Genomic DNA, 22,628 nt, shown 5'->3' with positions numbered 1-22,628 from the left:
TTATACTATTTTCCATTAGGCTTTTCAATTTCATTTTCAAAAAAGTGCCCCGCTGCAGTTGCATTTTCCAACGAAATATAGGTGTATTCTAGCCCCTTTTATGATACAATGGAAAAGAAATCATATTGGAGGAAAATATGTCTAATCAACACATCGAAGAATTAAATGACCAACAGATTGTCCGCCGTGAAAAAATGACGGCGCTGGCTGAACAAGGAATTGATCCTTTCGGTAAACGCTTTGACCGCACAGCCAACTCTGCTGAATTAAAAGAAAAGTATTCTGACAAAACAAAAGAAGACTTACATGAGCTAAACAAAACAGCTATCGTGGCTGGTCGTTTGATGACTAAACGTGGTAAAGGTAAGGTTGGATTCGCTCATCTTCAAGACCGTGAAGGGCAGATCCAACTTTATGTTCGTAAGGATTCTGTTGGCGAAGACAACTATGAAATTTTCAAAAAAGCTGACCTAGGAGACTTTCTTGGCGTTGAGGGAGAAATTATGCGGACTGATATGGGGGAACTCTCCATCAAGGCAACCAAGTTGACTCACCTTTCTAAGTCTCTTCGACCTCTTCCTGAAAAATTCCACGGATTAACTGATATTGAAACCATTTACCGTAAGCGTCACCTTGATTTAATTTCAAATCGTGAAAGCTTTAACCGCTTCGTGACCCGTTCCAAAATGATTTCAGAAATCCGTCGTTATTTAGACGGACTTGATTTCCTAGAAGTAGAAACGCCTGTGCTTCATAACGAAGCTGGTGGTGCTGCTGCTCGTCCTTTCGTTACTCACCATAATGCTCAAAACATTGATATGGTGCTTCGTATCGCAACAGAACTTCATTTGAAACGTTTGATTGTTGGTGGTATGGAACGTGTTTATGAAATTGGTCGTATCTTCCGTAACGAGGGAATGGATGCCACTCATAATCCTGAGTTCACTTCTATCGAGGTTTACCAAGCTTACGCAGATTACCTTGACATCATGAACTTGACAGAAGGCATAATCCAACATGCCGCTAAAGCTGTTAAAGGTGATGGGCCTATTGATTATCAAGGAACTGAAATTCGTATCAATGAACCTTTCAAACGTGTCCACATGGTAGATGCTATCAAGGAAGTGACGGGTGTTGATTTCTGGCCTGAAATGACTGTCGAAGAAGCTATTGCACTTGCCAAAGAAAAACAGGTTCCACTCGAAAAACACTTCACAAGTGTTGGACATATCATCAATGCTTTCTTCGAAGAATTCGTTGAAGAAACCTTAATCCAACCAACCTTTGTCTTTGGTCATCCTGTTGAAGTATCACCTTTGGCTAAGAAGAATCCTAAAGACGCCCGCTTCACCGACCGCTTCGAACTTTTCATCATGACCAAAGAATACGCGAATGCTTTCACAGAGTTAAATGATCCAATTGACCAATTATCTCGTTTTGAAGCACAAGCACAAGCCAAAGAACTTGGTGATGACGAAGCAACTGGCATTGACTACGACTTCGTTGAAGCCCTTGAATATGGTATGCCGCCAACTGGTGGACTTGGAATTGGTATTGACCGTCTCTGCATGTTGTTAACAAACACAACAACTATCCGAGATGTGCTACTTTTCCCAACCATGAAACCTTAATATAAAAAACTTATGATAATAAAAAGGTAGTCCTACTTCAAGTGGATTACCTTTTTTATATTGCTTCTTGTCTTATTTATTCAACTTTCTTGGTTTTATGTTGTAAAAGAGCCTTCGCAAGAACAAAAGAGACTAGAGTAGATAGAAAAATCGTTACAAAGATGGCAAGTATTTGCGGGAATAGAAGATGAGGTCTCAATAGCGCAAGCCCTAAGCTTCCTAAAAAACCTCCTATACCATTCATGGCAAATGAATCCACCACATCATCAACAGGCAACTGATGACTAAGGTAATCCGTCAGAAGACAAGTCAAACCACTTGCTACAAAGGTCAAAAAACTAATCTCTCCTGTGTTAAGATACCCTACACCTGCCGTACTGGTCACTAGGCCAACAATCATGCCATTGAGCAAAGCAACGGTTGATTCTTCCTTGTGCCTTAAAAAGGTTACTAGACTCCAAGAAAAGCCACCACAAACAATGGCTAAAAGGGTATTAAGCAAAACTTGACCCGCCAAAGCATTCAATTGTCCAACAGGTCCAACATTAAAGCCAAACCAACCAAAGGTCACCAAAATCATACCCAGATATAACCATTCTTGGCGAATCTTCTCATGCTGGTGAGGAGTTTTCCCAGCAAAATGAGCCAAAATATAAGTTGACAGTCCAGCCGATAAATGAACCACCATACCTCCCGAAAAATCTCTAGCACCTAAGTTAGCTAATAGACCCTCTGTATTCCACATCAAGTAGGCTAAAGGGGTATAGACTAAACTAATCCACACTCCAACTAACAAGAGGAGATGACTGGTTTTGACCCGATCAATGATGGCACCAATAAGCATAACCACTGCATACAAGCAAAAACATAATTGGAATAACAAGTCCAAGGCTCTTTCTAAAGAAACTGATTTTACCGTCATTAAGGTTTGCATTTTGCCTTCAAAGGCGAAAAAGTAAGCGCCTAAAATCCAAATAAGAGTTGCCACCAGAATGGCTAAGGTAAAACGATAAATCACTTGCGGAGTAAGCTGTTTATCTAAGCTTCCAAAATAAAAACAGGCAACTCCAAAGATCATCACCCACATTACTAAAATACATATTAATAGAAACATGATTTTCCTTTCTTTACAAAGTTTCTAAGTTTTGTTAAACTGTAAAATAGTTAACTAGTTAAGTATTTTAACCTAAGTCTAAACACTTGTCAAGGAGAATCATATGAAACATTATCAGATTATTATCATTGGAGCAGGAGCTGCCGGCATTGGATTCGGTGCCGCTTTAAAAAGATACGACATTAACGATTTTTTGATTCTTGAGCAGGGAACTGTTGGAGATAGCTTTTTGAAATGGCCAAGAACTACACAATTTATTACACCTTCCTTTACTACAAATGGTTTTGGTTTTCCAGATATTAATGCTGTTGTTCCTAATACATCACCCGCTTTTAGCTTCAATAAGGAGCACCTATCTGGACCTGAATATGCTCATTACTTGTCCTTAGTTGCTAAAAATGACAACTTATCGATTCAAACGAATACTCAGGTACTAACAATCCAACGCCATCCCAAAGGTTATCACCTAAACACTAGCCAAGGTGATTTTAGTTGCCGTTATCTGATTATGGCAACCGGAGAATTCCAACTGCCAAACACTCAAGGAATCAAAGGAGCTAAACTAGGCATGCACTATGGTCAAGTTGACTCCTTTAATGTCAAATCTGAAGATCCTTTTATTATTATTGGGGGAAATGAGAGTGCCTGTGATGCCCTCACTCATTTAGCCTATCTTGGCAATGAGGTTCATTTATTTACCGATAGTTTTGGAAAAAGCGAAACAGCTGCCGATCCTAGTATTTCCTTATCACCGATTACCCAAGAGAGACTCAAACATATTCAAGACAATCCCAACTATCACATTCACATCACAGAAGGAAAACATGCCCAAGAAATCCATCAAACCGAAAAAGGTTATCAAGTCATTTTTCAAGATGGCAGCACTGCTTATAGTCGCCACAAACCTATCTTAGCCACTGGATTTTTAAACACCTGCCAGCTTATTGGCGGAGAAGCCATTTTTGACTACAATCAAGATGGTATTCCCCTAGTAACAGAGAATGACGAATCCACCCTAAACTCAAACTGTTTCTTGATTGGTCCTAGTTTGAGACAAGGAAATACCATTTTCTGCTATATTTATAAATTCCGTCAACGCTTCTCGCCACTTATCACTGAAATTGCTAGCCGAGAAGGCTGGCAGCTTGACCCTGATATTCTGGAATTTTACAGAGCTAACCAAATGCATCTTGATCGCCTAGACTGCTGCGAAGTCACTTGTGATTGTTAATGGCTTTTATGCTATAATAGAGGGTATCCTAAAGAAAGTAATGAAAACGTGATGACAAAAGAATATATCTCTTATATTAGTGCTGCTATTTTTGTCCTTTATGGTCTTCTAGCTGCGAAGTGGATTTTTATAGGCTTAGGTCTAATCTTAGTTTTTGTAGGCCTTGCTGACCGTCTTCAATCTAAAAAATAACCCTTCTCCGTGTCAACTGCACCCGATTACCAGCCTTAAAATGGCCAAGATGTCAAGGTGCAGTTGACTAGAAGGGTTATTTTTTACAACCATAGAGAGGTTTTACTTACGAAAAGCATCTAAGATGGTTTTAAATTCTTCATTGGTAAGAGTAATGCCTTTCCCCATTTTCGTATGGTCTGGACTCCACGTGCGGATATCCCATTTGGCTTCTGCGCCATTAAAGCTGACGCGGTTCAATTCTTTCGTCCAACCTTTATCATTTTCTGACAAGGTGAGTAAGTGTTCTTCAATTTTAAACGTAAATTCTGCCATTATTTTTTCCTCCTTACTTATACTATTCGAAAATAAATTGACAAAAGCAATCTTTTTTTCAACTTTTTAGTTATGATGACCTTATTTTATCAAGTTTTTTGAAAATAAGCTATCGTGGTATCTAATTTTCAAAAAACAGGCTCTTTTATCCCAAACGCAGCTTTTACGCCACTAGGGAAAAAGGGCCTTTCATATTTATTTCAATTAAGCTCTGACCGTTTTACTTGTACCGTCTTTTTGATAGAGGTTAACCAGACCTTCCTTGCAAGCCCTAATCATATCCCCTGGCTTAACTTCTCTCGGTAAAGAGATGGTTAAGAGTTCCATTGGATTTGGGGCACGGTCAATCTTTTGGCCATCCGCATCATGTAGATCCTTAACAACCGTTTCAAAATGACGGAAACCTGGTCCATAAAATTCAATCCGATCGCCTTCCATGATGACATTACGCTGACGAATGGTCGCTGTCATGCTAGCTGAGTCAAAGGCAACTACTTCTCCGACAAATTTGTATTGTGGAATTTTACGGCGAGCGCCAAACAACTGTTCATTCTCGCTTGGAGTGCCATAATAAAAACCTGTTGCCAATTCACGCTGAGCCACCTTCCATAGTTCGTCAATCAATTCATCTTTAATCGCATAGAAGGCCTCCGGACTTTCCATATAAGCATCTACAGCCGCCTTGTAACAGTTGGTTACGGTTGAGACGTAATGAATGGATTTCATCCGTCCTTCGATTTTTAGGCTATCAACCCCATTTTCAATCAGGTCAGGAATATGCTCAATCATACACATGTCAACAGAAGACATGGAGTAGTCTTCAGGAATTTCTCCTTTTAGAGAACGACGTTCAGCCCCAAATGGCATATCATAGAGATCATATTTCCAACGACAAGACTGTGAACAACCACCTCGGTTAGCATCACGGTGACTCATGTGGTTGGATAAGACACAGCGGCCTGAATAAGAGATACACATGGCTCCATGGACAAAGGCTTCAATTTCCACATCTGTCCGCTTACGGATTTCTGCTAATTCAGCCATATTGACCTCACGGGCTAATACAACACGCGTCAACCCGATCGCTTTCCAAAATTCAAAGGTTTCATAATTGGTAGATGAGGCTTGAGTTGATAAATGAATTTCCAAACCTGGAGCTTCTGTTGAGCAAATGACAATCAAGGCTGGGTCTGAAACAATGACCGCATCAAGTCCCATATCACGCAGTTGGCGGAACCACTCACCCGCACCAATTTCGTTCCCCTCATGGGTAACCATGTTAGCAGCAACATAGACCTTAGCCCCACGCGCATGAGCATAATCAATGCCTTCTTGCAATTCCTCCATAGAGAAGTTACCAGCACGGCTTCTTAGACCATAGGCCTGTCCTCCGACAAAAATAGCATCTGCGCCATAGTCAATCGCAACTTTTAATTTTTCCAGTGTTCCAGCAGGTGATAAAACCTCTGGACGTTTTTTCATATGTGACATGTGATATTCTTTCTATTTTCAAGATAGGTAGATTACCTGTGTAATGGTGTCATAACCCTGTCTTGCCTTGAAATAGTAAACTCACTCAAGATAAGGGTTACGTGTTTATTTCACGGTTTTTGGATCAAAATCGTAAAAACCAGTATCTAGACCACGGCCAGATGGATGATGGGCATGTACCTCTTGATCAAGCTTTTTAGCTTTCCCTTGGGTAAATTGCCCTGCTTCTAATAACTCTTTTGCTTGAATAAACAATTTAGTAATAGCTACAAAATCATCACCAGGACAGTAAATACCATCCAGCTTCCAATGAGTTAAACCATGCTCATAAAGCTCACCCAATTTAGACATCATATCAATATCATTATTAATGAAAATATGAGTGCCATGATTGTCCTCATAAATGGAATAATGACTGTTAGCATCTCCTGGCTCTGCCAAGAAAAGACCGCGTTCACGACTAACCTCATCATCAATCTTGGTAAAATGGTAATAATTTTCTAGCAAGGGACGTTTCGAATGATGAATGACTGAAGCACCATAGACAAGCACTTCTGCTGGAAATTCCAAATTTTCAGCTAAGGTGAATAACTCTGCTGATGGGATTTCTCGAGCCAAGACACTTTCAACAGCACCATGTTGCCCCCAGAAATTTACCTGGCGACTAGACGTCACAAAAACAGATGTGTCATAAATCAGTTTAAAGTTATAGCCATCCCTTTTATTGACATAAAACACACCTGCATCACCAACCACAAGATAGTCAACAGCAATCTCTGCCATTAAGTCTAAAAAGGGTTTGATGTGATCCATCATATCTTGATGCATCAAAGCATTGCAAGCTACTGTTAATTCTTTTCCAGCCTCGTGGACTAGTTTGGCAATTTGTCTCAATTCGTCATAAGAAAAATTATGGGGGAGACGTAACCCATAATTCGCTTCACCAACATAAATACGATCGACACCAGCAGCTAATAAAGCCTTGACTTGCTCTATACTTTCCGCTGTGGCTGTAATAATTATTTTTTTCATATAACCTTTATTATACCAAAAAATTCTAAGCGTCAAGCATATTTCTTGCAAAATCTGACAGCTTCCGATTTGGTAATTTTTTCCTGCCGCAGCTAGCTTCGTCAAGGTTATTGAATTTTTTCAATTTATTTAAAAAAAGATGACAAAATGGGACTTTTGTGGTAGAATAGCTTAGTATCTGAAGGAAAGGAGAGGACTATGCCAACACCGTTAAAGAAGCATGACGCATTCGAACACGACGATTCCTATCAAGAATCCCAGGGTAAATTCCAAGATTTTCAAGAGTTCAATGGTCAGAGTGCTAAACTAAAAGAGTTAGTATTCTTCGCTCGGATTGCTTGCTTTAGCCTTATTACTGTTTTATTTGCATTTGTCCTACTCGTAATGAACTTAGCACCGGTTTTGGCTTTCTTATTTGCCAGCATCATCAGCTTAGGGATCACTTCCTTACTAGCTAAAGGTATCAAATCATTACTAATGTAACTTCTAGAGTCCATTTTCCGTGACTCTTTTTCTTTTGCCAAAAACCAAAAAGATTGAAGCCACAATAACCACTTCCCTTCTTCAGTTAGCCGAAAATTAACTATGGGGACTGGTGAGCAAAGCCTTCAATCTTTTCTTTTTTTGTTTTTTAGGTTGTCTTATTTAGTATTTATCTTGTGAAGTGTCAGCGTCACTAACATGCTCATCTTGTTGAGTATAGTCAATGATAATGTCGTCTTGATTTTCTTTCGCTTCAACTTCGGCAAGGGTTTCTTTTGTTTTTTGCACGAAAGCTGTTGTTTTATCTTTGAGTAACTCAAGAATCTCCTCTTTTGTCACCTCTCCAGTAGCCAGCTTATCTTTCACATCATAGAAAGTGTCACGTGCTAAATGAGTGTATTCACTACCTTTTTCTTTAGCAAGTTGGTGGTAATCATCTGGATTTTCTTTGTAGGCTTGGTAAGCTTTTTCAGCACGATTTTTCAAAGCCTTACCTTTTTCTGTTGATAAGAAGTAAGCTGCTGCTGCTCCAGATGCAGCACCCACTACTAATGTTTTAAAGAATTTACTCATGCTTTTCCCCTTTTTTACCAAATACTTTTGATGCCATCTTACCAACGAGAGCAACTTTACCAGCTTTTGTAACATTATGTGTCGCACTGCTTGCTTTTTGACCAAAATGTCTCGCTTGAAGATTTAAGTCAGATACACTTTCTGACAAATCCGCAATAGCCACAAATAAAGGATCAATTGTGGCAACTTTACCGTTGACATCCTCAACAAGAACATTTGCTTTCGCCAAAATTTCGTTAGTTTGATAGAGAGTGACGTTCACATCGCTAGTTAAAATTGAGATGGTTTTTTTCGCTTCGTCAACTGTTTCAGAAACTTTTTTCAAAACAAGAATTAAAAAAACAACCAAAGCAACAAATGCTAGCGCAATAATAATAAGTGAAATTCCAACCAAATCCATAAGTTCCTCCTCTTTCTATCCCTATTTTTGATAATAAGAAATTCCCTTTTGACGACGTCTTTTAAAGACGAAGACCAGACCAATGATAATTAATAATACAGAAACATATTGGGAAACACGGAAGCCTAAGAACATCAGACTATCTGTTCGCATCCCTTCAATGACTAGACGTCCGCACCCATACCAAATCAGATAAAACGCAAAAATTTCGCCATCGAGAAGGCTTTTAGGCTTGCGACGCCAAATCATGATGATAATAAACCCTAAAAGATTCCAAAGGGATTCATAAAGAAAGGTCGGGATACGATAACTTCCTTCAATAAACATCTGTTTTTGAATAAAGCTCGGCAGGTAGTTCAAATGACTGACAGCTTTACCATAAGCTTCTTGGTTAACGAAATTTCCCCAACGCCCAATAGCTTGGGCAATCATAACTCCCGGTGCAGCGATGTCTAAAAAATGAATAGGATCTAGCACTTTATAATAACAATAAACCAAAAGAACTAGAGCACCTGTAATGAGACCACCATAGATAGCAATGCCACCATTCCAAATAGCAATAATTTCGTCTAAATGATGTGCATAATAAGACCACTCAAACACAACGTAATAGAGTCTTGCTCCAATGAGGGCTAAGGGAAAGGCAATGAGAATAAAATCTAAGATATCATCAGAGGTCATGCCTTTTCTGGGGGCTTCTTTTGATGCCAAGTAAACCGCCAAAATAAGGCCTGATAAAATACATAAAGCATACCAATGAATAGTCAGTGGACCAAGGTGTAAGGCAATGGGATTAATCATCGGCTCGCCTCATTTTTAGTGATTAACTGGGTCAGGCGATCTTCAAAAGTCTGGGTAGCATCAAATCCCATCTCTTTAGCCCGATGGTTCATAGCAGCAGCTTCAATAACCACCGAAACGTTACGACCTGTTTTAACTGGGATACGGATACGAGGAACGCTGACACCTGAGAAGGTAATCTCCTCATTCCCATTTCCGAGGCGATCAAAGACTTTACCAGCCTCGAAGTTTTCAAGGTAAATGGCCAATTGAACTTGGGAAGAATCTTTAACAGCACTAGCCCCGTATAGAGACATAACATCAATAATTCCAACTCCACGAATTTCAAGCAAGTGGCGTAAGATTTCTGCTGGTTCTCCCCAGAGTGTTTCTTCGTCTTTTGCGTAAACATCCACGCGATCATCGGCAACCAAGCGGTGGCCACGTTTGACCAGCTCTAATCCGGTCTCACTTTTACCAATACCAGAATCTCCTTGAATAAGTACCCCCATGCCATAAATATCCATTAAAACACCATGGACACTGGTTCTCTCCGCTAAAGATGCGTCTAGAAAATAGGACATTTCCCCAGCCAGACGACTGGTCGATACTCGACTACTCAAAAGGGAAATCCCTTCTTCTTTTGCTGCCTGGATCATTTCATCAGGAATCGCTAAGGCTCTAGAAACAATGACAGCCGGGGTATCCTTTTTAAACATTTCCTTTAAAACAGAATAGCGATTATGAGAGGTCATTTGAGTAAGGTAAGACCACTCTTTCATACCAAATAGCTGCAACCTTTCTGGAGCATAGTAATCAAAATAACCAGTCATTTCAAGTCCAGGACGTGAGATATCTGATGTTGTGATTTCTTTTTCTAACAACTCATCTGTAGCATATACCACGTCCAATTTGACTTTTTTGACTAACATCTTTACAGTAACCGTCATATTTTCTCCTTTTTCAATATTATAACACAAAACACTATCTAAGCCTTTACAAATACTCTAATTTGTGTCATCAAACTAAAGAAAAGTAAGATTAGAAATCCTTTCCAAATTTACTCTTCTTTTTCAGGTTTGTTTTGTTCAGATGAGAAAAATAACTGCTCTGCAACTCTTCAAAAAAGACCTTATCTTAATAGATAAAGGCCTTTAGCATAGCTGTATGTTAGGAGATTATAACATATTCCATAGCTGAGAAAACCTTCAAGTTCCTGTTAATTCTCAAAGGCTTCTCATTTGTTTACCAAAACCAACCGTCTTCGTCTTCATCTTCATCTAAGACATCCGCATCTTTACGACGACGGGGACCACGACCATAGCGTTCTTCAAGTAAATCTTCTTTGTAGGGCAGGAAGAGGGCTAACAGAATATAAAGCAATAGTCCAAAACTAGTGCCATAGATGAGAAGAGCTGCCAAGACACGGGCTAAAGTAAGATCCCAGCCATACTTGTCTGCTAATCCGGCAACGACACCAGCCACTAATCGATTTTTTCGTTGTTTATAAAATTTAGTTTCCACGGTTCCTTACCTCCTCATTCTATAATAATAGTTTACTTGATTTTTCGCAAAAGAAAATCAGCCTTACGACTGATTTTTTTCAATAAGTTTTCCACGACAATTTCCACAAACATATTTAGCCAGATTGATACGCCTTTTTCGTTGATAAACCTGCCCACATGTTTGGCAACTATAATGATGATTAGCCTTTGGATTAGAGCTAGTTGGGACATAACGAAGCCCATCTACTTGGGCTAGCAAATCTTTGAAATCCCTATCCTTATGGTGATACCCTCTCCCTTCAAAATAGAGGTGGTAATGACAGAGTTCGTGACGGACAATTTGTCGAAAAATAAACTCTCCATGTTCCTCAAACACTCTAGGATTAAAATCCAAATGACCATCTTTTGGGAAAAAGCGACCGCCAGTTGTTTTTAGACGCTTGTTCCAATAAGCCTGATGTCGAAACGGCTTGCCAAAATCAGCCAGGGAAACTTCTTGGACATAATTAGTGAGTGTCACGCGGTGGTAATAGGCTGAGATTGACCTTGTGGCGGTCCAAGTCAATCTTAGAGACCCAAACAGTTACCAAGTCCCCCACTGAAACAACTTGACTTGGATGATTAACAAAGGTCTTACTCATTTCAGAAATGTGAACAAGCCCATCTTCATGAACACCGATGTCTACAAAAGCACCAAAGTCAACCACATTTCTCACGGTTCCTTCTAGTTTTTGACCAATAGCTAAATCTTTCAAATCAAGTATATCTTGACGCAAGATTGGTGCTTCAAAATCATCACGCAGGTCACGACCTGGTTTGAGGAGGTCAGTAATAATATCGTTAAGCGTTTCTAGGCCAATGCCTAAAGTTTCTGCCATTTGAGGAATTGTTACAGCAGCCAATTTTGCTTTAGCAGCCTCATCCAAATCATGAATCTCAAGTACCTTAAAAAGTTCTTTGACTGCTGGATAAGATTCTGGATGGACACCAGTATTGTCTAAAATATTTTTGGCTCCTGGAATACGTAGGAAGCCAGCAGCCTGTTCAAAGGCTTTGGCTCCTAATCGAGGCACTTTTTTGATGTCAGCGCGCGATGTCAGCGCCCCATTTTCTTCACGGTATTTGACAATATTTTCTGAAATAGTCTTATTTAAGCCAGACACATGCGCTAAAAGCGATGGGCTAGCGGTATTTACGTTAACTCCGACTTGGTTGACCACGGTATTTACAACAAAGTCAAGGTTCTCACTCAACTTTTTCTGACTCACATCATGCTGATACTGACCAACTCCAATAGATTTAGGGTCAATTTTAACCAATTCTGCGAGCGGGTCTTGTAGACGGCGAGCAATAGAAATAGCAGAGCGCTTCTCCACTGTTAGGTCTGGAAACTCATGACGCGCTAACTCTGATGCTGAATAAACAGAAGCTCCGCTTTCATTAACAATGACATAGGAAGTATTTGGAAAATTCTTCAAAACGTCTGCCACAAAGGCTTCGCTCTCCCGACTAGCCGTTCCATTTCCAATAGCAATAATATCAATTTGGTAAGTCTCAATGAGTTGAGCCAGTGTTTCTTTGGCTGCTTGAATCTTCGTTTGGCTAGCAGGTGCGACTGGATAAATGACTTGTGTCGCTAAAAGTTTACCTGTCTGATCAACGATAGCCAATTTTGCACCTGTTCGAAAGGCAGGGTCAAATCCAAGAACCATTTTTCCTTTTAATGGGGATACCAGCAAAAGGTGACGGAGATTTTCGGAAAAGAGGTGGATGGCCCCATCTTCTGCGGCATCACTTAGCTCTGAACGAATCCGTCTTTCCATGGCTGGAACAATTTTATTTTTGATGCTCTGATTGATAACGTCTTCAATATAAGGGTTCGTTTCTTTGAAACGCACACTGAAAAAGCGTTGCATTTTCTCCAAATTATGTTCAAAAGATACTTTTAAGATGCCTAATTTCTCACCACGATTCAAGGCTAAAGTACGATACCCTTGCATGTTGGACACTTGGTCAGAAAAATCGTAATAGATTTGGAAAACCTTTTTCTCATCCAACTGCTCATCTTTAAGCGTTGATACTAAGCGGCTATACTGCCAAATCTCATTGTAAGTCCAAGAACGTAACTTGCTGTCTTCTGACATGGCTTCCACAAGAATGTCCACAGCTCCTGCAAGAGCAGCCTCTGGGCTAGTAAAACCTTCTGTGACAAAGGGTTCTGCTGCTGTTTCAAGGTTTTGAGCATTTTGTAAAATCAAACGCGCCAATGGGAATAAACCTGCTTCACGCGCAATGGTTGCCTTTGTTCGGCGTTTTTCCTTATAAGGCAGGTACAATTCTTCCAAGTCAGCGAGTTTCTCAGTTGCTTCGATACTAGCCCTTAATGAACTGGTAAGTTTTCCTTGCTCTTCAATTTTAGCCAGAATAGTCACTTTACGCTCATTGAGGGTGGTAAGTGATTTGTCCATATCAATAATGGCTTTAATCACTACCTCATCTAAATTCCCTGTTGCTTCCTTGCGGTAACGCGCAATAAAAGGAATGGTGTTACCTTCTGCTGTTAAAGCCAGTACCTGTTCAATTTGGTTAAGGCTAACAGACAAAGCCTCTGCAATTGTTTGATTCGTTTTATTTTCCATAATAGTATCTATTATAGCATAAAGTCGTTTAGGAGAAGATAATTGAATAGAAACAAAAACACCCCAATTGTTAGATTTTTTGTCTAACTTTTGGGGTCAGTATATTGTAGGTGCTCGTTTTTAGGATTAGGATAAGTTGCTCTATGACCTCAAACCTAATTCAAATCAATTAATTCTCCTGTTTCCAAATAGACCACACGCTCGCAGATATTAGCAATGTAATCCGCAAAGCGTTCCAAATGCCCTATAATATAGAGATACTGAGTACCATTTGGAATGGAGGTTTCTTGGTCTTTCATAAGGCTTATAATTTCTTTTGATAAGGCATAATAGTGCTGATCAATCTGTTCATCTGTTTGTGCAATAGAAACTGCTTTTGAAGCCTGATGCAAAGGAAAGGTTTCTAATAAATCAGCTAACATGCGAAGTGCTGATTGCCCCATCAGATGTAATTGGTCTTCGCTGGGGGATAGTTGGTCTTCTTTTAATTGTAAAATAGCCTTAGCGATACCTGTCATATGGTCTCCCATTCGTTCAAGATCCGAACAAGAAGACATAATGCTAATCACAAAGCGAAGATCAGATACTTGAGGTTGCTGTAGGGCCAACATTCTGGCACATACTAATTCGATGGCACTTTGCCTTTGGTTAATCTTCTGATCTCGAGCAATAATCTGCTCTGCCATGTCTTTATCTTTAGAAGCCAGTGCCAATAACGTTTTTGAACCCGTTTCAAGGACAAGCTGCCCTAACTCTAGAAAAGAATGTTCTAGTTCTTGTAATTCTAATTCAAATTGGTCTCTCATAAGGTTTTTTCCTTTCCTTAGCCAAAACGTCCTGAAATATAATCTTCTGTGCGCTGGTCTTTTGGATTCGTAAAGATATCCACCGTATCACCAAATTCACAAATTTCTCCTGTTAAGAAAAAAGCGGTTTTATCGGAAATACGAGACGCTTGTTGCATGTTATGAGTGACAATAATAATCGTATAGTCCTTTTTCAGGCCTTGAATCAAATCTTCAATCTTTAACGTGGAAATAGGATCTAGAGCTGAGGTAGGTTCATCCATTAGCAAAATATCAGGTTCTACTGCTAATGCCCTAGCAATGCAAAGGCGTTGTTGCTGACCACCTGATAAAGACATGGCACTTTTTTTCAAGTTATCTTTGACTTCATCCCAGATGGCAGCTCCTTTTAGCGATTTCTTAACCAAAGCGTCTAGTTCTTTCTTGTCACGAATCCCATGTGTTCTTGGTCCATAAGCGACATTGTCATAGATAGACATAGCAAAAGGATTTGGTTGTTGAAAAACCATTCCAACACGCTTGCGTAACTGATTAAGGTTGAATTTGCTACTGTAAATGTCTTGATTGTCTAGCAGCACCTCCCCTTCAATACGGCAAGATGACACTAAATCATTCATCCGATTGAGGGTTTTTAAAAAGGTTGATTTACCACATCCAGACGGCCCAATAAGAGCTGTTATTTGTTTTTCGGGTAAGTCAATAGAAATATCTTTTAGAGCCTGAAACTCACCGTAAAATAAATCTAACTGTCTAATTGAAAATGTTCCCATACTAGGAAGCTCCTTTCACAAGTTTCCGAGATAATAAGCTTGATAGGGTATTAATGATTAAGACCGTGATAATCAAAATGACACCGGTCGCATATGCCTCATTGACATGCAGTCCTTCGCTCGACAGCATATACATGTGCAAAGCTAAAGAACGGCCTGAAGACATGAGACTAGTTGGCGTATTCGTCGATGTTCCTAAGGTATACATCAAAGCAGCTGTTTCACCAATGATACGACCAATAGCTAATATTACACCTGCTAAAATTCCTGGCATGGCAACTGGCAAAACAATCCGAAAAATCGTTCTTATCTTCCCTGCTCCAAGTCCAAAGCTAGCTTGACGCATGCTATCACTAACGGATAAAAGGGCTTCTTCTGTTGAACGAATGATGACTGGCAAAACCATAATAACCGACGTCAATATTCCTGATAAAAGAGAATATTGGAATCCCAGAAAAACGACAAAGAAGAGCATGCCGAATAAACCAAACACAATGGACGGAATCCCGGATAAAGTGTCTGAAGCTAGCCGCATCATCTTTACCCAAAGAGAATCTTTTTTAGCGTACTCCACGAGGTAAAACCCCGCGAAAATGCCTATTGGCAAAGCTAGAAAAAGAGAACCAAAAACCAATATAACAGTGGAAATAATGGCAGGCATTAGGGAAATGTTCTCAGAAGTATAGGTCCAAGAAAACAAAGACATATTGAAATGTGGCAGTCCTTTAATCAGAATAAAACCGATAATCACAAAAAGGGACACAAAGGTTAATGCTGCAAAAAAGTAAACGAAAGTTTTTAACACGTATTTACTCATAAGACGATTTTCCTTTCAAATAAGCAAAGCCCGCATTAATCAGAAGAATAAAGAAAAAGAGAACTGCTGATGTCGCAATAAGAGCATCCCTATGCTGACCTGATGCGTAAGCCATTTCTAAAACAATATTGGTGGTTAGTGTTCTAGTCCCTTCAAAGATACCACTTGGAATCACCGGTTGATTTCCCGCAACCAAAATGACTGCCATGGTCTCTCCAATGGCTCGACCAATTCCTAAAATAATCGCTGATAAAATTCCTGATCTAGCTGCTGGTAAGATGACGCTGAAAATACTACGTTCATGACTAGCGCCCAAGGCCAAGCTACCTGAATAGTAGGTTTTTGGAACTGTTCTTATGGCTGATTCTGACAAACTGATAATTGTCGGGAAAATCATTATTCCTAGTAATACAGAAGCTGTGAAGACACTCATGCCGTTACCTGAAAAGGTCCTAACCCAAGGCACTAATAATTGTAGCCCAAAAAATCCGTACACAATGGAAGGGATGGCTGCCATTAAGTTGATAGCTGATTTTAAAAAACCGTATATGGGTTTAGGGCAATAATAAACCATGAAGACGGCCGTTAGCACGCCTGTTGGGACCCCGATAAGAATTGCTCCAAACGTAACCAGCAAGGACCCAATAATCATCGGTAAAATGCCATAACTAGCTGGATTGTTTGTTGGGGACCAATCACTGCCTAACAAAAAACGTGAAAAGCCATAATCTGCCATAAAAGGTAAGCCATTCCTAAAAATAAAATAACAAATGAGTAAAATAGCAACAACGGCTACTGCTGCACTCATAAAGAAAATGGCTTTGAAAATAGCTTCTTTGAAGGATTGTTTTGTCACATGTTATCCTTTCTAGTGAAGAAAGTAAGGGAGATACCGTATCTCCCTATTAACCTTTCTTATCTTGTGATAATTGATTTTTTGAGAAATGATGCGGAGCTAACAGCAGCACATCACTTATTTCAACTTGTCCCATATGGTCAATTGACCGCTAAAAACATCTGCCAGTTGAGCCATACTGATTTGGCTCGCCTTGTTGTCATTGTTAACCACAACCGCAATACCATCTAAAGCAATGGCATCATGCGTTAGGCTCTTACCTTCTTCAGGACTTAATTCTCGAGAAACCATGCCAATATCCGCTGTCTTTTCTTTAGCAGCTGTAATACCTGCAGAAGACCCATTAGAAGTAATGTCAATTGTCACTTCTGGATTTTCTTTTTTGTATGCTTCTGCTAATTTTTCCATTAAAGGAGACACCGAAGTCGAACCTACAACAGACAACTTGCCTGATAAGTTTCGACTAGTATACTCTGCTGCTTCAGTTTTAGCTTCAATAAATTTATTTTCTGTGACGACTTGTTGTCCTTGTTGAGAGTGAATAAACTTAATAAAATCTTGTCCTAATTGGGATAAATCAGAAGACCATACAATATTAAAAGGGCGTTGGAGAGGGTATTCCCCATCTAAAACTGTCTCACGACTAGCCTTTACCCCATCAATTGCTAAGGCCTTGACGGATTTGGTCAAGGATCCTAAGGAAATGTAACCAATAGCATTCGCATTGCCTTGAACTGCTGAGAGAACCCCTTCTGTGCTATTTTGAATCACAGCTGTCTTAGTAGTATTGTCGGTGTCTTTGTCACCATCTTTTTTGAGAATCCCTGTGATTTCTGTAAAAGCACCACGTGTCCCTGATCCATTTTCTCGTGAAATCACTTCAATTTTACCTGAAGCGGACTGACCGTTATCAGAATTTGTGTTACCACAGGCGACAAGTCCAAATCCTGTTAAACTAATCGCTGCAAGAGCAAGCATTTTTTTGACTTTCATAACAATCACCTTTATTTCTAACTATTTTTTGTGTAGGATTACTACACTTATAGTGTATCAATCCTTTGTAAAGGTTTATCCGTGATTCATGTAAAGATTATGTAAAGAATCAAAAAAAGCTATCTTAGGCAATTATCTGCGCTAACATAGCTTTCCATAAACATAACTAATCAAGTGAGATTTGTTCTGGCAATAAAAGGGTAAAACGACTGCCCTTGCCGAGTTGACTGGTGACTGTAACCTGCCCTCCCAATAATTGACTGAGTTCTTTGACAATGGCTAGGCCAAGACCTGTTCCACCATTTTGCCTACTTCGTCCCTTATTCACTCGGTAAAAGCGTTCAAAAATACGGCTCAATTCCAATTGGCTCATCCCGATTCCTGTATCTGTGACAGAAATCGCTAACCCATCGGTTACTTTCTTAACCTCGACACTAATGTGGCCACCTTCTTCCGTATAACGAATGGCATTGGACAACAGGTTGAGCAAGATTTGTGACAGTAATTGACGGTCTGATACAAGCATTAAGTCATCTGGCACTTGCAGGTTTAACTGCAAGTCTTTTTTTCCTAGTTGAGGTTGCAAGCTTTGCTTTAACTCTTCGACAAAAACAGCCAACTCTATCTCTGTTAACTGCAGGGTCATTTGTTGCAGTTTAGACAAAGTCAAAAGATACTCGATAATATGCTCCAACCGTAAACTTTCTTTATAGATAATCTCTAAAAAATCACCCTTCAACGCCTCTTCCTCTGGCGGCATAGCCTTAATCGTCTCAGCAAATCCTTTGATAGACGTTACCGGTGTTCGTAATTCATGGGAGGCATTTGACACAAAATCCAAATTCATTTTTTCATAGGTTCTGATTGTGGTCAAATCATAAAGCAAGACTAAAACAGCTGACACAGATTTTGCGTCATTGATAATAGGAACTGCGGTCACTTCTAATATCAAATCATCCTCATGAAAACCTGCTACTTCCTTTTTGACTTTGAGTCGTTGATCGAAAGCTTGATGAATGAGGTTACGAATATCCATCCGTTTGAGGTCTTCGATCGACGTCATTTCCTCAGTCATATCAGGAAAATAATGAGGTAGTGACTTACTGGATAATAATAGTTGTCCCTTTGAAGAGACTAAAAACATTCCCATTGTTAAATGAAAGAGTAAGGTCTCCATTTTCTCAGATAAATCTTTGTAGTGACGCTCTTGTTGTACCAAATCTGCTTTTTAAATCCGTCATATATTTGGCAAGAAATGTGAGATCCTCCTGTCCTTTTTTTAAAAAGTGGTCATTACTGGTTAAGAGGGGCTGATGGAGGCTTTCAAAGGCCTGCTCCCACCTCCATAGTCGACAGATCCAATAAGCACTGCTTCCTAGCAACAAGGCTAGCAAAAATAGACCTACTCCTTTACTCAGCCGAGCAACTGCCATTCCTAACAGAATAAAAAAAGAAAGCCCAAAACTAACCAGTAAAAACTGAAGATAGCGTTTCATCTATAACTCCTTAAACTTATACCCATAGCCTCTAATCGTTTGAATAAATTGAGGGTCTTTAGGGTTATCCTCTATCTTATCTCTCAATTTGCCAATATGAACATCCACTAAACGGGTTTCTTGTCCAAAATCATATCCCCAAATCCGTTCAAGTAAACGTTCCCTAGTTAAGGTCATGTTGGGATGTTTCATAAGATAGAGTAAGAGTTCAAATTCCTTTGGGGTAAGGCTCAATAAATGATCTGCCTTATAAACCTCATGCCGGTCTGGATAGACGGTTAGGGCCCCAAATACCCGATAATCATCCCTGAAATCATCTGTGTCATCTTCTTGCTGCTCTTTACTGGTTCGCCGTAAAATAGCCTTGACACGAGCTACTAATTCCCTAGGGCTAAAAGGCTTTGTCAGGTAATCATCAGCTCCTAATTCCAAGGCCAAAACCTTATCAAATTCATCACTTTTAGCAGAAACCATCATAATCGGAGTTTTAATAGCTTTAGCTCTTAGTCGCTTACACACTTCTATGCCGTCTAACCGAGGCAACATAATATCAAGTAGGATAAAGTCAAAAGGCTCTGTTTCTGCCAATGTCAATGCTTTTCGTCCATCTGTTACCAATTGTGTGGAAAAACCTTCTTTACTGAGATGATAATCCAGTAGCCTCAAAATATGTTCTTCATCATCCACTAATAAGATTTGTTTTGTCATCCGTTATCTCCTATTAGTCACATTATAACATACTTATCAGAAATTCTAATGTTGCTGCTCTAACACATAGGTTGTCTCAAAAACGTCTAATCTCTCGTTAAGCGCTCAATGATAGTCTGGTATTCTGGATAAGTAGCCAGCAAATCTGCTCTTTTAAACAATTCAAAATCATCAAATTCAAAACCTGGCGCCACAAGGCAAGATACTAGGGCATAATCTTTCTCGACCGTTGATCCAAAAATAGTTCCTTTAGGAACACAGTAGTGAAGCCGTTGCCCTTTGGACAAGTCCAAACCTAAAGTTACTGCTTCATAATGACCATCTGGTGTAATCATATGGACTGTCAAGGCCTCTCCTGCATGGAAATACCAAATTTCATCAGCCGTTAACCGGTGAAAATGAGAAGGATTAGTTTCTTCTAATAAGAAATAAATACTAGTGTAAAGCGCTCGCTCCTTACCAGAAAAATCTAAACGCTCTGAAGCTTTTTCCATTTGTTTAAAATAGCCCCCTTCCACATGTGGTTCTAATCCTAACCTTCTCACCCAATCTTCTTTTGTCATCATCACAATTTTCCTCCTCTTTATTTTGTTCTATTTTATCACAAAAGCACAATCACAGCTCTTGATAGCTAGACCCCTAACCATCTCATCTGCCATTTGCTTCGAAAAACACTTTGGCTTTGGCATTGTTTCTAAATGATAGTATAATAGACTTATCTTGAATGAAAGAAGGTCATACCCATGGCAATTACCCATAAAAAAAATGATGAACTTGAGAAAATGATGGCAGGTTTTGCTTCATTGCCTCATTTTAATGCTCCCCTTGACGTTTCTACTGATGGTAAATTAGTGACTAATAACAAACCCAATAATCCTACTAAACCAAATCAATCCTAACGTTCTTGTCCGCTGTCTTCACAGTTTCTTTAATCTCTGAAGGTGAGCGTGATTTCTAGTTGTCATACCGCTAATAAAGGTTATTGATTTAGGCTGAGTAGTAATGCTCTAGCCTTCTCTTTTGTCATTTAGAAAGGATATGGTGCATGTCACTGTTTTCAACTCTTCCTCCCAGTGTCCTACAATGGTTTGCGATTTTTTTATCTATTATCATTGAGGCGCTGCCCTTTGTTCTTTTAGGAACGATTCTCTCTGGCTGCATTGAAGTCTTTGTTACGCCAGACTTAGTTCAAAAATACCTACCTAAGCAAAAGTTCTTGCGCATCCTATTTGGAACTTTTGTTGGATTTGTTTTCCCCTCTTGCGAATGTGGGATTATTCCTATTATTAATCGTTTCTTGGAAAAAAAGGTGCCTAGCTATACAGCAGTGCCCTTCCTTGCTACGGCTCCTATTATTAACCCCATTGTTTTGTTTGCAACCTATTCCGCTTTTGGGAATTCTCTTCGCTTCCTCATGCTTCGTCTCTTTGGTGCCATCTTAGTAGCTATCGCGCTTGGCATGATGTTGGCTTTCCTGGTCGATGAGGATATTCTTAAGGAAAATGCTCAGCCCGTGCATTTTCATGATTATTCTCATGAAACCTTGCCAAAACGCATTTATCTAGCACTGGTACATGCTATTGATGAATTCTTCGACACCGGTAGGTATCTAGTATTTGGAACCTTGATTGCCTCTGCCATGCAAATTTATGTCCCAACCCGTGTGTTGACAACGATTGGGCACAATCCCTTGACAGCCATTTTGATTATGATGCTTATGGCTTTCATTCTATCATTATGTAGTGAAGCCGATGCCTTTATCGGAGCTTCCTTATTATCAACCTTTGGAGTGGCTCCAGTTCTTGCCTTTCTTTTAATCGGTCCGATGGTAGATATTAAAAACCTCATGATGATGGTAAAGGCTTTTAAAGGACGCTTCATTGTTCAATTTATCGGCGTATCCGTCATTATGATTACCGTTTATTGTTTACTTGTGGGGGTGCTCTAATGATTCGTTTCTTAATTTTAGCTGGCTATTTTGAATTAACCATGTACCTCCAGTTGTCTGGTAAACTGGACCAGTACATCAATGTTCGGTATTCTTACCTTGCTTATATTTCCATGGTTTTATCTTTCATTTTAGCTCTTGTTCAACTCTATACCTGGATGAAAAACATTAAGGTACACAGCCATTTAACAGGAAAAATCGCAAAGCTGACGAGTCCTTTTATCTTGGTCTTTCCTGTCTTAGTCGGACTCCTTGTGCCGACCGTTACCTTAGATTCCACCACGGTTTCTGCTAAAGGCTACACTTTCCCATTGGCTGCGGGAGCTTCTAAAACAGGAGTCAGTGATGACGGAACCACCATCCAATACCTCAAACCTGATACCAGCCTTTATTTTACAAAATCTGCCTATCAAAAAGAGATGCGTCAAGAACTCAATAAGTATAAAGGCAAGAAACCGGTCACCATTACCACTGAAAATTATATGGAAGTGATGGAATTGATCTATCTCTATCCCGATGAGTTTGTTGATCGTGACATCCAGTACACTGGTTTCGTTTACAACGAACCGGGCCATGACAACTACCAATTTCTTTTCCGTTTCGGCATTATTCACTGTATTGCCGATTCAGGAGTGTATGGGCTTTTGACAACAGGCAGCCAAGCCAGCTACCCTAACAACACCTGGCTGACTGTCAAAGGTCGCCTTCATATGGAATATGATAAAAACTTGGAACAAAATCTACCTGTTCTTGAACTGTCTGAAGTTCACCAAGTTCAGGAACCTGACAACCCTTATGTTTATCGTATTTTTTAGAATCATATAGAATATGCTACCTAAAAAACTCGG

At 39.7% G+C, this 22,628-nt stretch carries 25 protein-coding genes and 1 pseudogene; 7 read left to right on the top strand and 19 right to left on the bottom strand.

The features are described 5' to 3' along the window. The first annotated feature begins 137 nt into the window (after nt 1–137). Complete coding sequence (lysS, locus tag DYD17_RS03530) at nt 138–1,631, top strand: lysine--tRNA ligase (protein ID WP_003050002.1); 1,494 nt, start codon at nt 138–140, stop codon at nt 1,629–1,631. Between the two features lie 76 nt (nt 1,632–1,707). Here lysS and DYD17_RS03525 read toward each other — a convergent pair whose 3' ends face one another. Then, nucleotides 1,708–2,745, bottom strand: a complete 1,038-nt coding sequence (locus DYD17_RS03525; protein ID WP_115252730.1) for an ammonium transporter — start codon at nt 2,743–2,745, stop codon at nt 1,708–1,710. Between the two features lie 103 nt (nt 2,746–2,848). Here DYD17_RS03525 and DYD17_RS03520 point away from each other — a divergent pair, with 103 nt between their 5' ends. Then, nucleotides 2,849–3,976 carry an NAD(P)/FAD-dependent oxidoreductase gene (locus DYD17_RS03520; RefSeq protein WP_003049998.1) on the top strand — a complete coding sequence of 376 codons (1,128 nt, stop codon included), beginning with the start codon at nt 2,849–2,851 and terminating at the stop codon, nt 3,974–3,976. Nucleotides 3,977–4,027: 51 nt separating this feature from the next. After that, nucleotides 4,028–4,168 (top strand): hypothetical protein, encoded by a 141-nt coding sequence (locus DYD17_RS10935; RefSeq protein ID WP_003049996.1) that lies wholly within the window; start codon nt 4,028–4,030, stop codon nt 4,166–4,168. Nucleotides 4,169–4,270: 102 nt separating this feature from the next. On the opposite strand, the gene DYD17_RS03515 is transcribed toward DYD17_RS10935, so the two are convergent. From DYD17_RS03515 to DYD17_RS03505, 3 genes are all read right to left on the bottom strand, one after another. Next, nucleotides 4,271–4,483, bottom strand: a complete 213-nt coding sequence (locus tag DYD17_RS03515; RefSeq protein WP_003049995.1) for a YdbC family protein — start codon at nt 4,481–4,483, stop codon at nt 4,271–4,273. 204 nt (nt 4,484–4,687) lie between these two features. Beyond that, on the bottom strand, nt 4,688–5,974 hold the full coding sequence (locus DYD17_RS03510; protein WP_115252729.1) for a peptidase U32 family protein: 1,287 nt from the start codon (nt 5,972–5,974) through the stop codon (nt 4,688–4,690). Between the two features lie 105 nt (nt 5,975–6,079). Beyond that, nucleotides 6,080–7,006, bottom strand: coding sequence for a peptidase U32 family protein (locus DYD17_RS03505; RefSeq protein WP_115247118.1), 927 nt, complete (start codon nt 7,004–7,006; stop codon nt 6,080–6,082). Nucleotides 7,007–7,204: 198 nt separating this feature from the next. Here DYD17_RS03505 and DYD17_RS03500 point away from each other — a divergent pair, with 198 nt between their 5' ends. Continuing rightward, nucleotides 7,205–7,489, top strand: a complete 285-nt coding sequence (locus tag DYD17_RS03500) for a DUF3270 domain-containing protein (protein WP_003049989.1) — start codon at nt 7,205–7,207, stop codon at nt 7,487–7,489. Nucleotides 7,490–7,651: 162 nt separating this feature from the next. Here the strand turns inward: DYD17_RS03500 and DYD17_RS03495 are convergent, their stop codons facing one another. The 15 genes and pseudogenes from DYD17_RS03495 to DYD17_RS03425 all read right to left on the bottom strand — a co-directional run bounded on the left by DYD17_RS03495 (nt 7,652) and on the right by DYD17_RS03425 (nt 20,395). Beyond that, nucleotides 7,652–8,062, bottom strand: a complete 411-nt coding sequence (locus tag DYD17_RS03495) for a YtxH domain-containing protein (RefSeq protein ID WP_115252728.1) — start codon at nt 8,060–8,062, stop codon at nt 7,652–7,654. Next, a complete protein-coding gene (locus DYD17_RS03490; protein WP_115252727.1) occupies nt 8,055–8,462 on the bottom strand; it encodes a DUF948 domain-containing protein in 408 nt (135 codons plus the stop codon). The genes DYD17_RS03495 and DYD17_RS03490 overlap by 8 nt, the downstream gene beginning before the upstream one ends. A gap of 21 nt (nt 8,463–8,483) precedes the next feature. After that, on the bottom strand, nt 8,484–9,263 hold the full coding sequence (gene lgt / locus DYD17_RS03485; protein ID WP_115252726.1) for a prolipoprotein diacylglyceryl transferase: 780 nt from the start codon (nt 9,261–9,263) through the stop codon (nt 8,484–8,486). Then, nucleotides 9,260–10,192, bottom strand: a complete 933-nt coding sequence (gene hprK / locus DYD17_RS03480; protein WP_003049984.1) for an HPr(Ser) kinase/phosphatase — start codon at nt 10,190–10,192, stop codon at nt 9,260–9,262. Before hprK ends, lgt begins: the two co-directional genes overlap by 4 nt. Before the next feature lie 295 nt (nt 10,193–10,487). Next, nucleotides 10,488–10,766: a PspC domain-containing protein gene (locus tag DYD17_RS03475; protein ID WP_115252725.1), complete on the bottom strand. Its 279-nt coding sequence runs from the start codon at nt 10,764–10,766 to the stop codon at nt 10,488–10,490. 63 nt (nt 10,767–10,829) lie between these two features. After that, entirely contained in the window at nt 10,830–11,267 is a 438-nt protein-coding gene (locus tag DYD17_RS03470) for a SprT family protein (protein WP_003049982.1), read from the bottom strand. After that, nucleotides 11,254–13,386 (bottom strand): Tex family protein, encoded by a 2,133-nt coding sequence (locus tag DYD17_RS03465; RefSeq protein WP_115252724.1) that lies wholly within the window; start codon nt 13,384–13,386, stop codon nt 11,254–11,256. The genes DYD17_RS03470 and DYD17_RS03465 overlap by 14 nt, the downstream gene beginning before the upstream one ends. Nucleotides 13,387–13,541: 155 nt before the next feature. Further along, nucleotides 13,542–14,192, bottom strand: a complete 651-nt coding sequence (gene phoU / locus DYD17_RS03460) for a phosphate signaling complex protein PhoU (protein ID WP_115252723.1) — start codon at nt 14,190–14,192, stop codon at nt 13,542–13,544. Between the two features lie 17 nt (nt 14,193–14,209). Next, nucleotides 14,210–14,962 (bottom strand): phosphate ABC transporter ATP-binding protein PstB, encoded by a 753-nt coding sequence (pstB, locus tag DYD17_RS03455; protein ID WP_115252722.1) that lies wholly within the window; start codon nt 14,960–14,962, stop codon nt 14,210–14,212. 1 nt (nt 14,963) lies between these two features. Continuing rightward, the gene (pstA, locus tag DYD17_RS03450; protein WP_003049978.1) at nt 14,964–15,779 is read right to left on the bottom strand and encodes a phosphate ABC transporter permease PstA; all 816 of its coding nucleotides are present in this window, start codon (nt 15,777–15,779) and stop codon (nt 14,964–14,966) included. After that, a complete protein-coding gene (gene pstC, locus DYD17_RS03445; RefSeq protein WP_003049977.1) occupies nt 15,772–16,635 on the bottom strand; it encodes a phosphate ABC transporter permease subunit PstC in 864 nt (287 codons plus the stop codon). The genes pstA and pstC overlap by 8 nt, the downstream gene beginning before the upstream one ends. A gap of 117 nt (nt 16,636–16,752) precedes the next feature. Continuing rightward, nucleotides 16,753–17,628, bottom strand: coding sequence for a substrate-binding domain-containing protein (locus DYD17_RS03440; protein ID WP_115252721.1), 876 nt, complete (start codon nt 17,626–17,628; stop codon nt 16,753–16,755). 166 nt (nt 17,629–17,794) lie between these two features. Continuing rightward, nucleotides 17,795–19,124 (bottom strand): annotated as a pseudogene (gene pnpS, locus DYD17_RS03435) (two-component system histidine kinase PnpS). Then, a complete protein-coding gene (locus DYD17_RS03430) occupies nt 19,125–19,832 on the bottom strand; it encodes a response regulator transcription factor (RefSeq protein WP_003049966.1) in 708 nt (235 codons plus the stop codon). Nucleotides 19,833–19,918: 86 nt separating this feature from the next. Further along, entirely contained in the window at nt 19,919–20,395 is a 477-nt protein-coding gene (locus tag DYD17_RS03425; RefSeq protein WP_037585091.1) for a cupin domain-containing protein, read from the bottom strand. A 180-nt stretch (nt 20,396–20,575) separates the two neighbouring features. On the opposite strand from DYD17_RS03425, the gene DYD17_RS10930 reads away from it, so the two are divergent. The 3 genes from DYD17_RS10930 (at nt 20,576) to DYD17_RS03415 (ending at nt 22,595) form a co-directional block, all read left to right on the top strand. Then, on the top strand, nt 20,576–20,731 hold the full coding sequence (locus DYD17_RS10930) for an SPJ_0845 family protein (RefSeq protein WP_164549214.1): 156 nt from the start codon (nt 20,576–20,578) through the stop codon (nt 20,729–20,731). A 146-nt stretch (nt 20,732–20,877) separates the two neighbouring features. Then, a complete protein-coding gene (locus DYD17_RS03420) occupies nt 20,878–21,780 on the top strand; it encodes a permease (protein ID WP_003049962.1) in 903 nt (300 codons plus the stop codon). Then, nucleotides 21,780–22,595 carry a TIGR03943 family putative permease subunit gene (locus tag DYD17_RS03415; RefSeq protein ID WP_115252720.1) on the top strand — a complete coding sequence of 272 codons (816 nt, stop codon included), beginning with the start codon at nt 21,780–21,782 and terminating at the stop codon, nt 22,593–22,595. The genes DYD17_RS03420 and DYD17_RS03415 overlap by 1 nt, the downstream gene beginning before the upstream one ends. Nucleotides 22,596–22,628: the final 33 nt, after the last annotated feature.

The sequence above is a fragment of the Streptococcus dysgalactiae subsp. dysgalactiae genome (assembly GCF_900459225.1).
Lineage (GTDB): Bacteria > Bacillota > Bacilli > Lactobacillales > Streptococcaceae > Streptococcus > Streptococcus dysgalactiae.
Note: the sequence above shows the minus strand (reverse complement) of the source record. Positions and strands in the feature narration are given on the sequence as shown.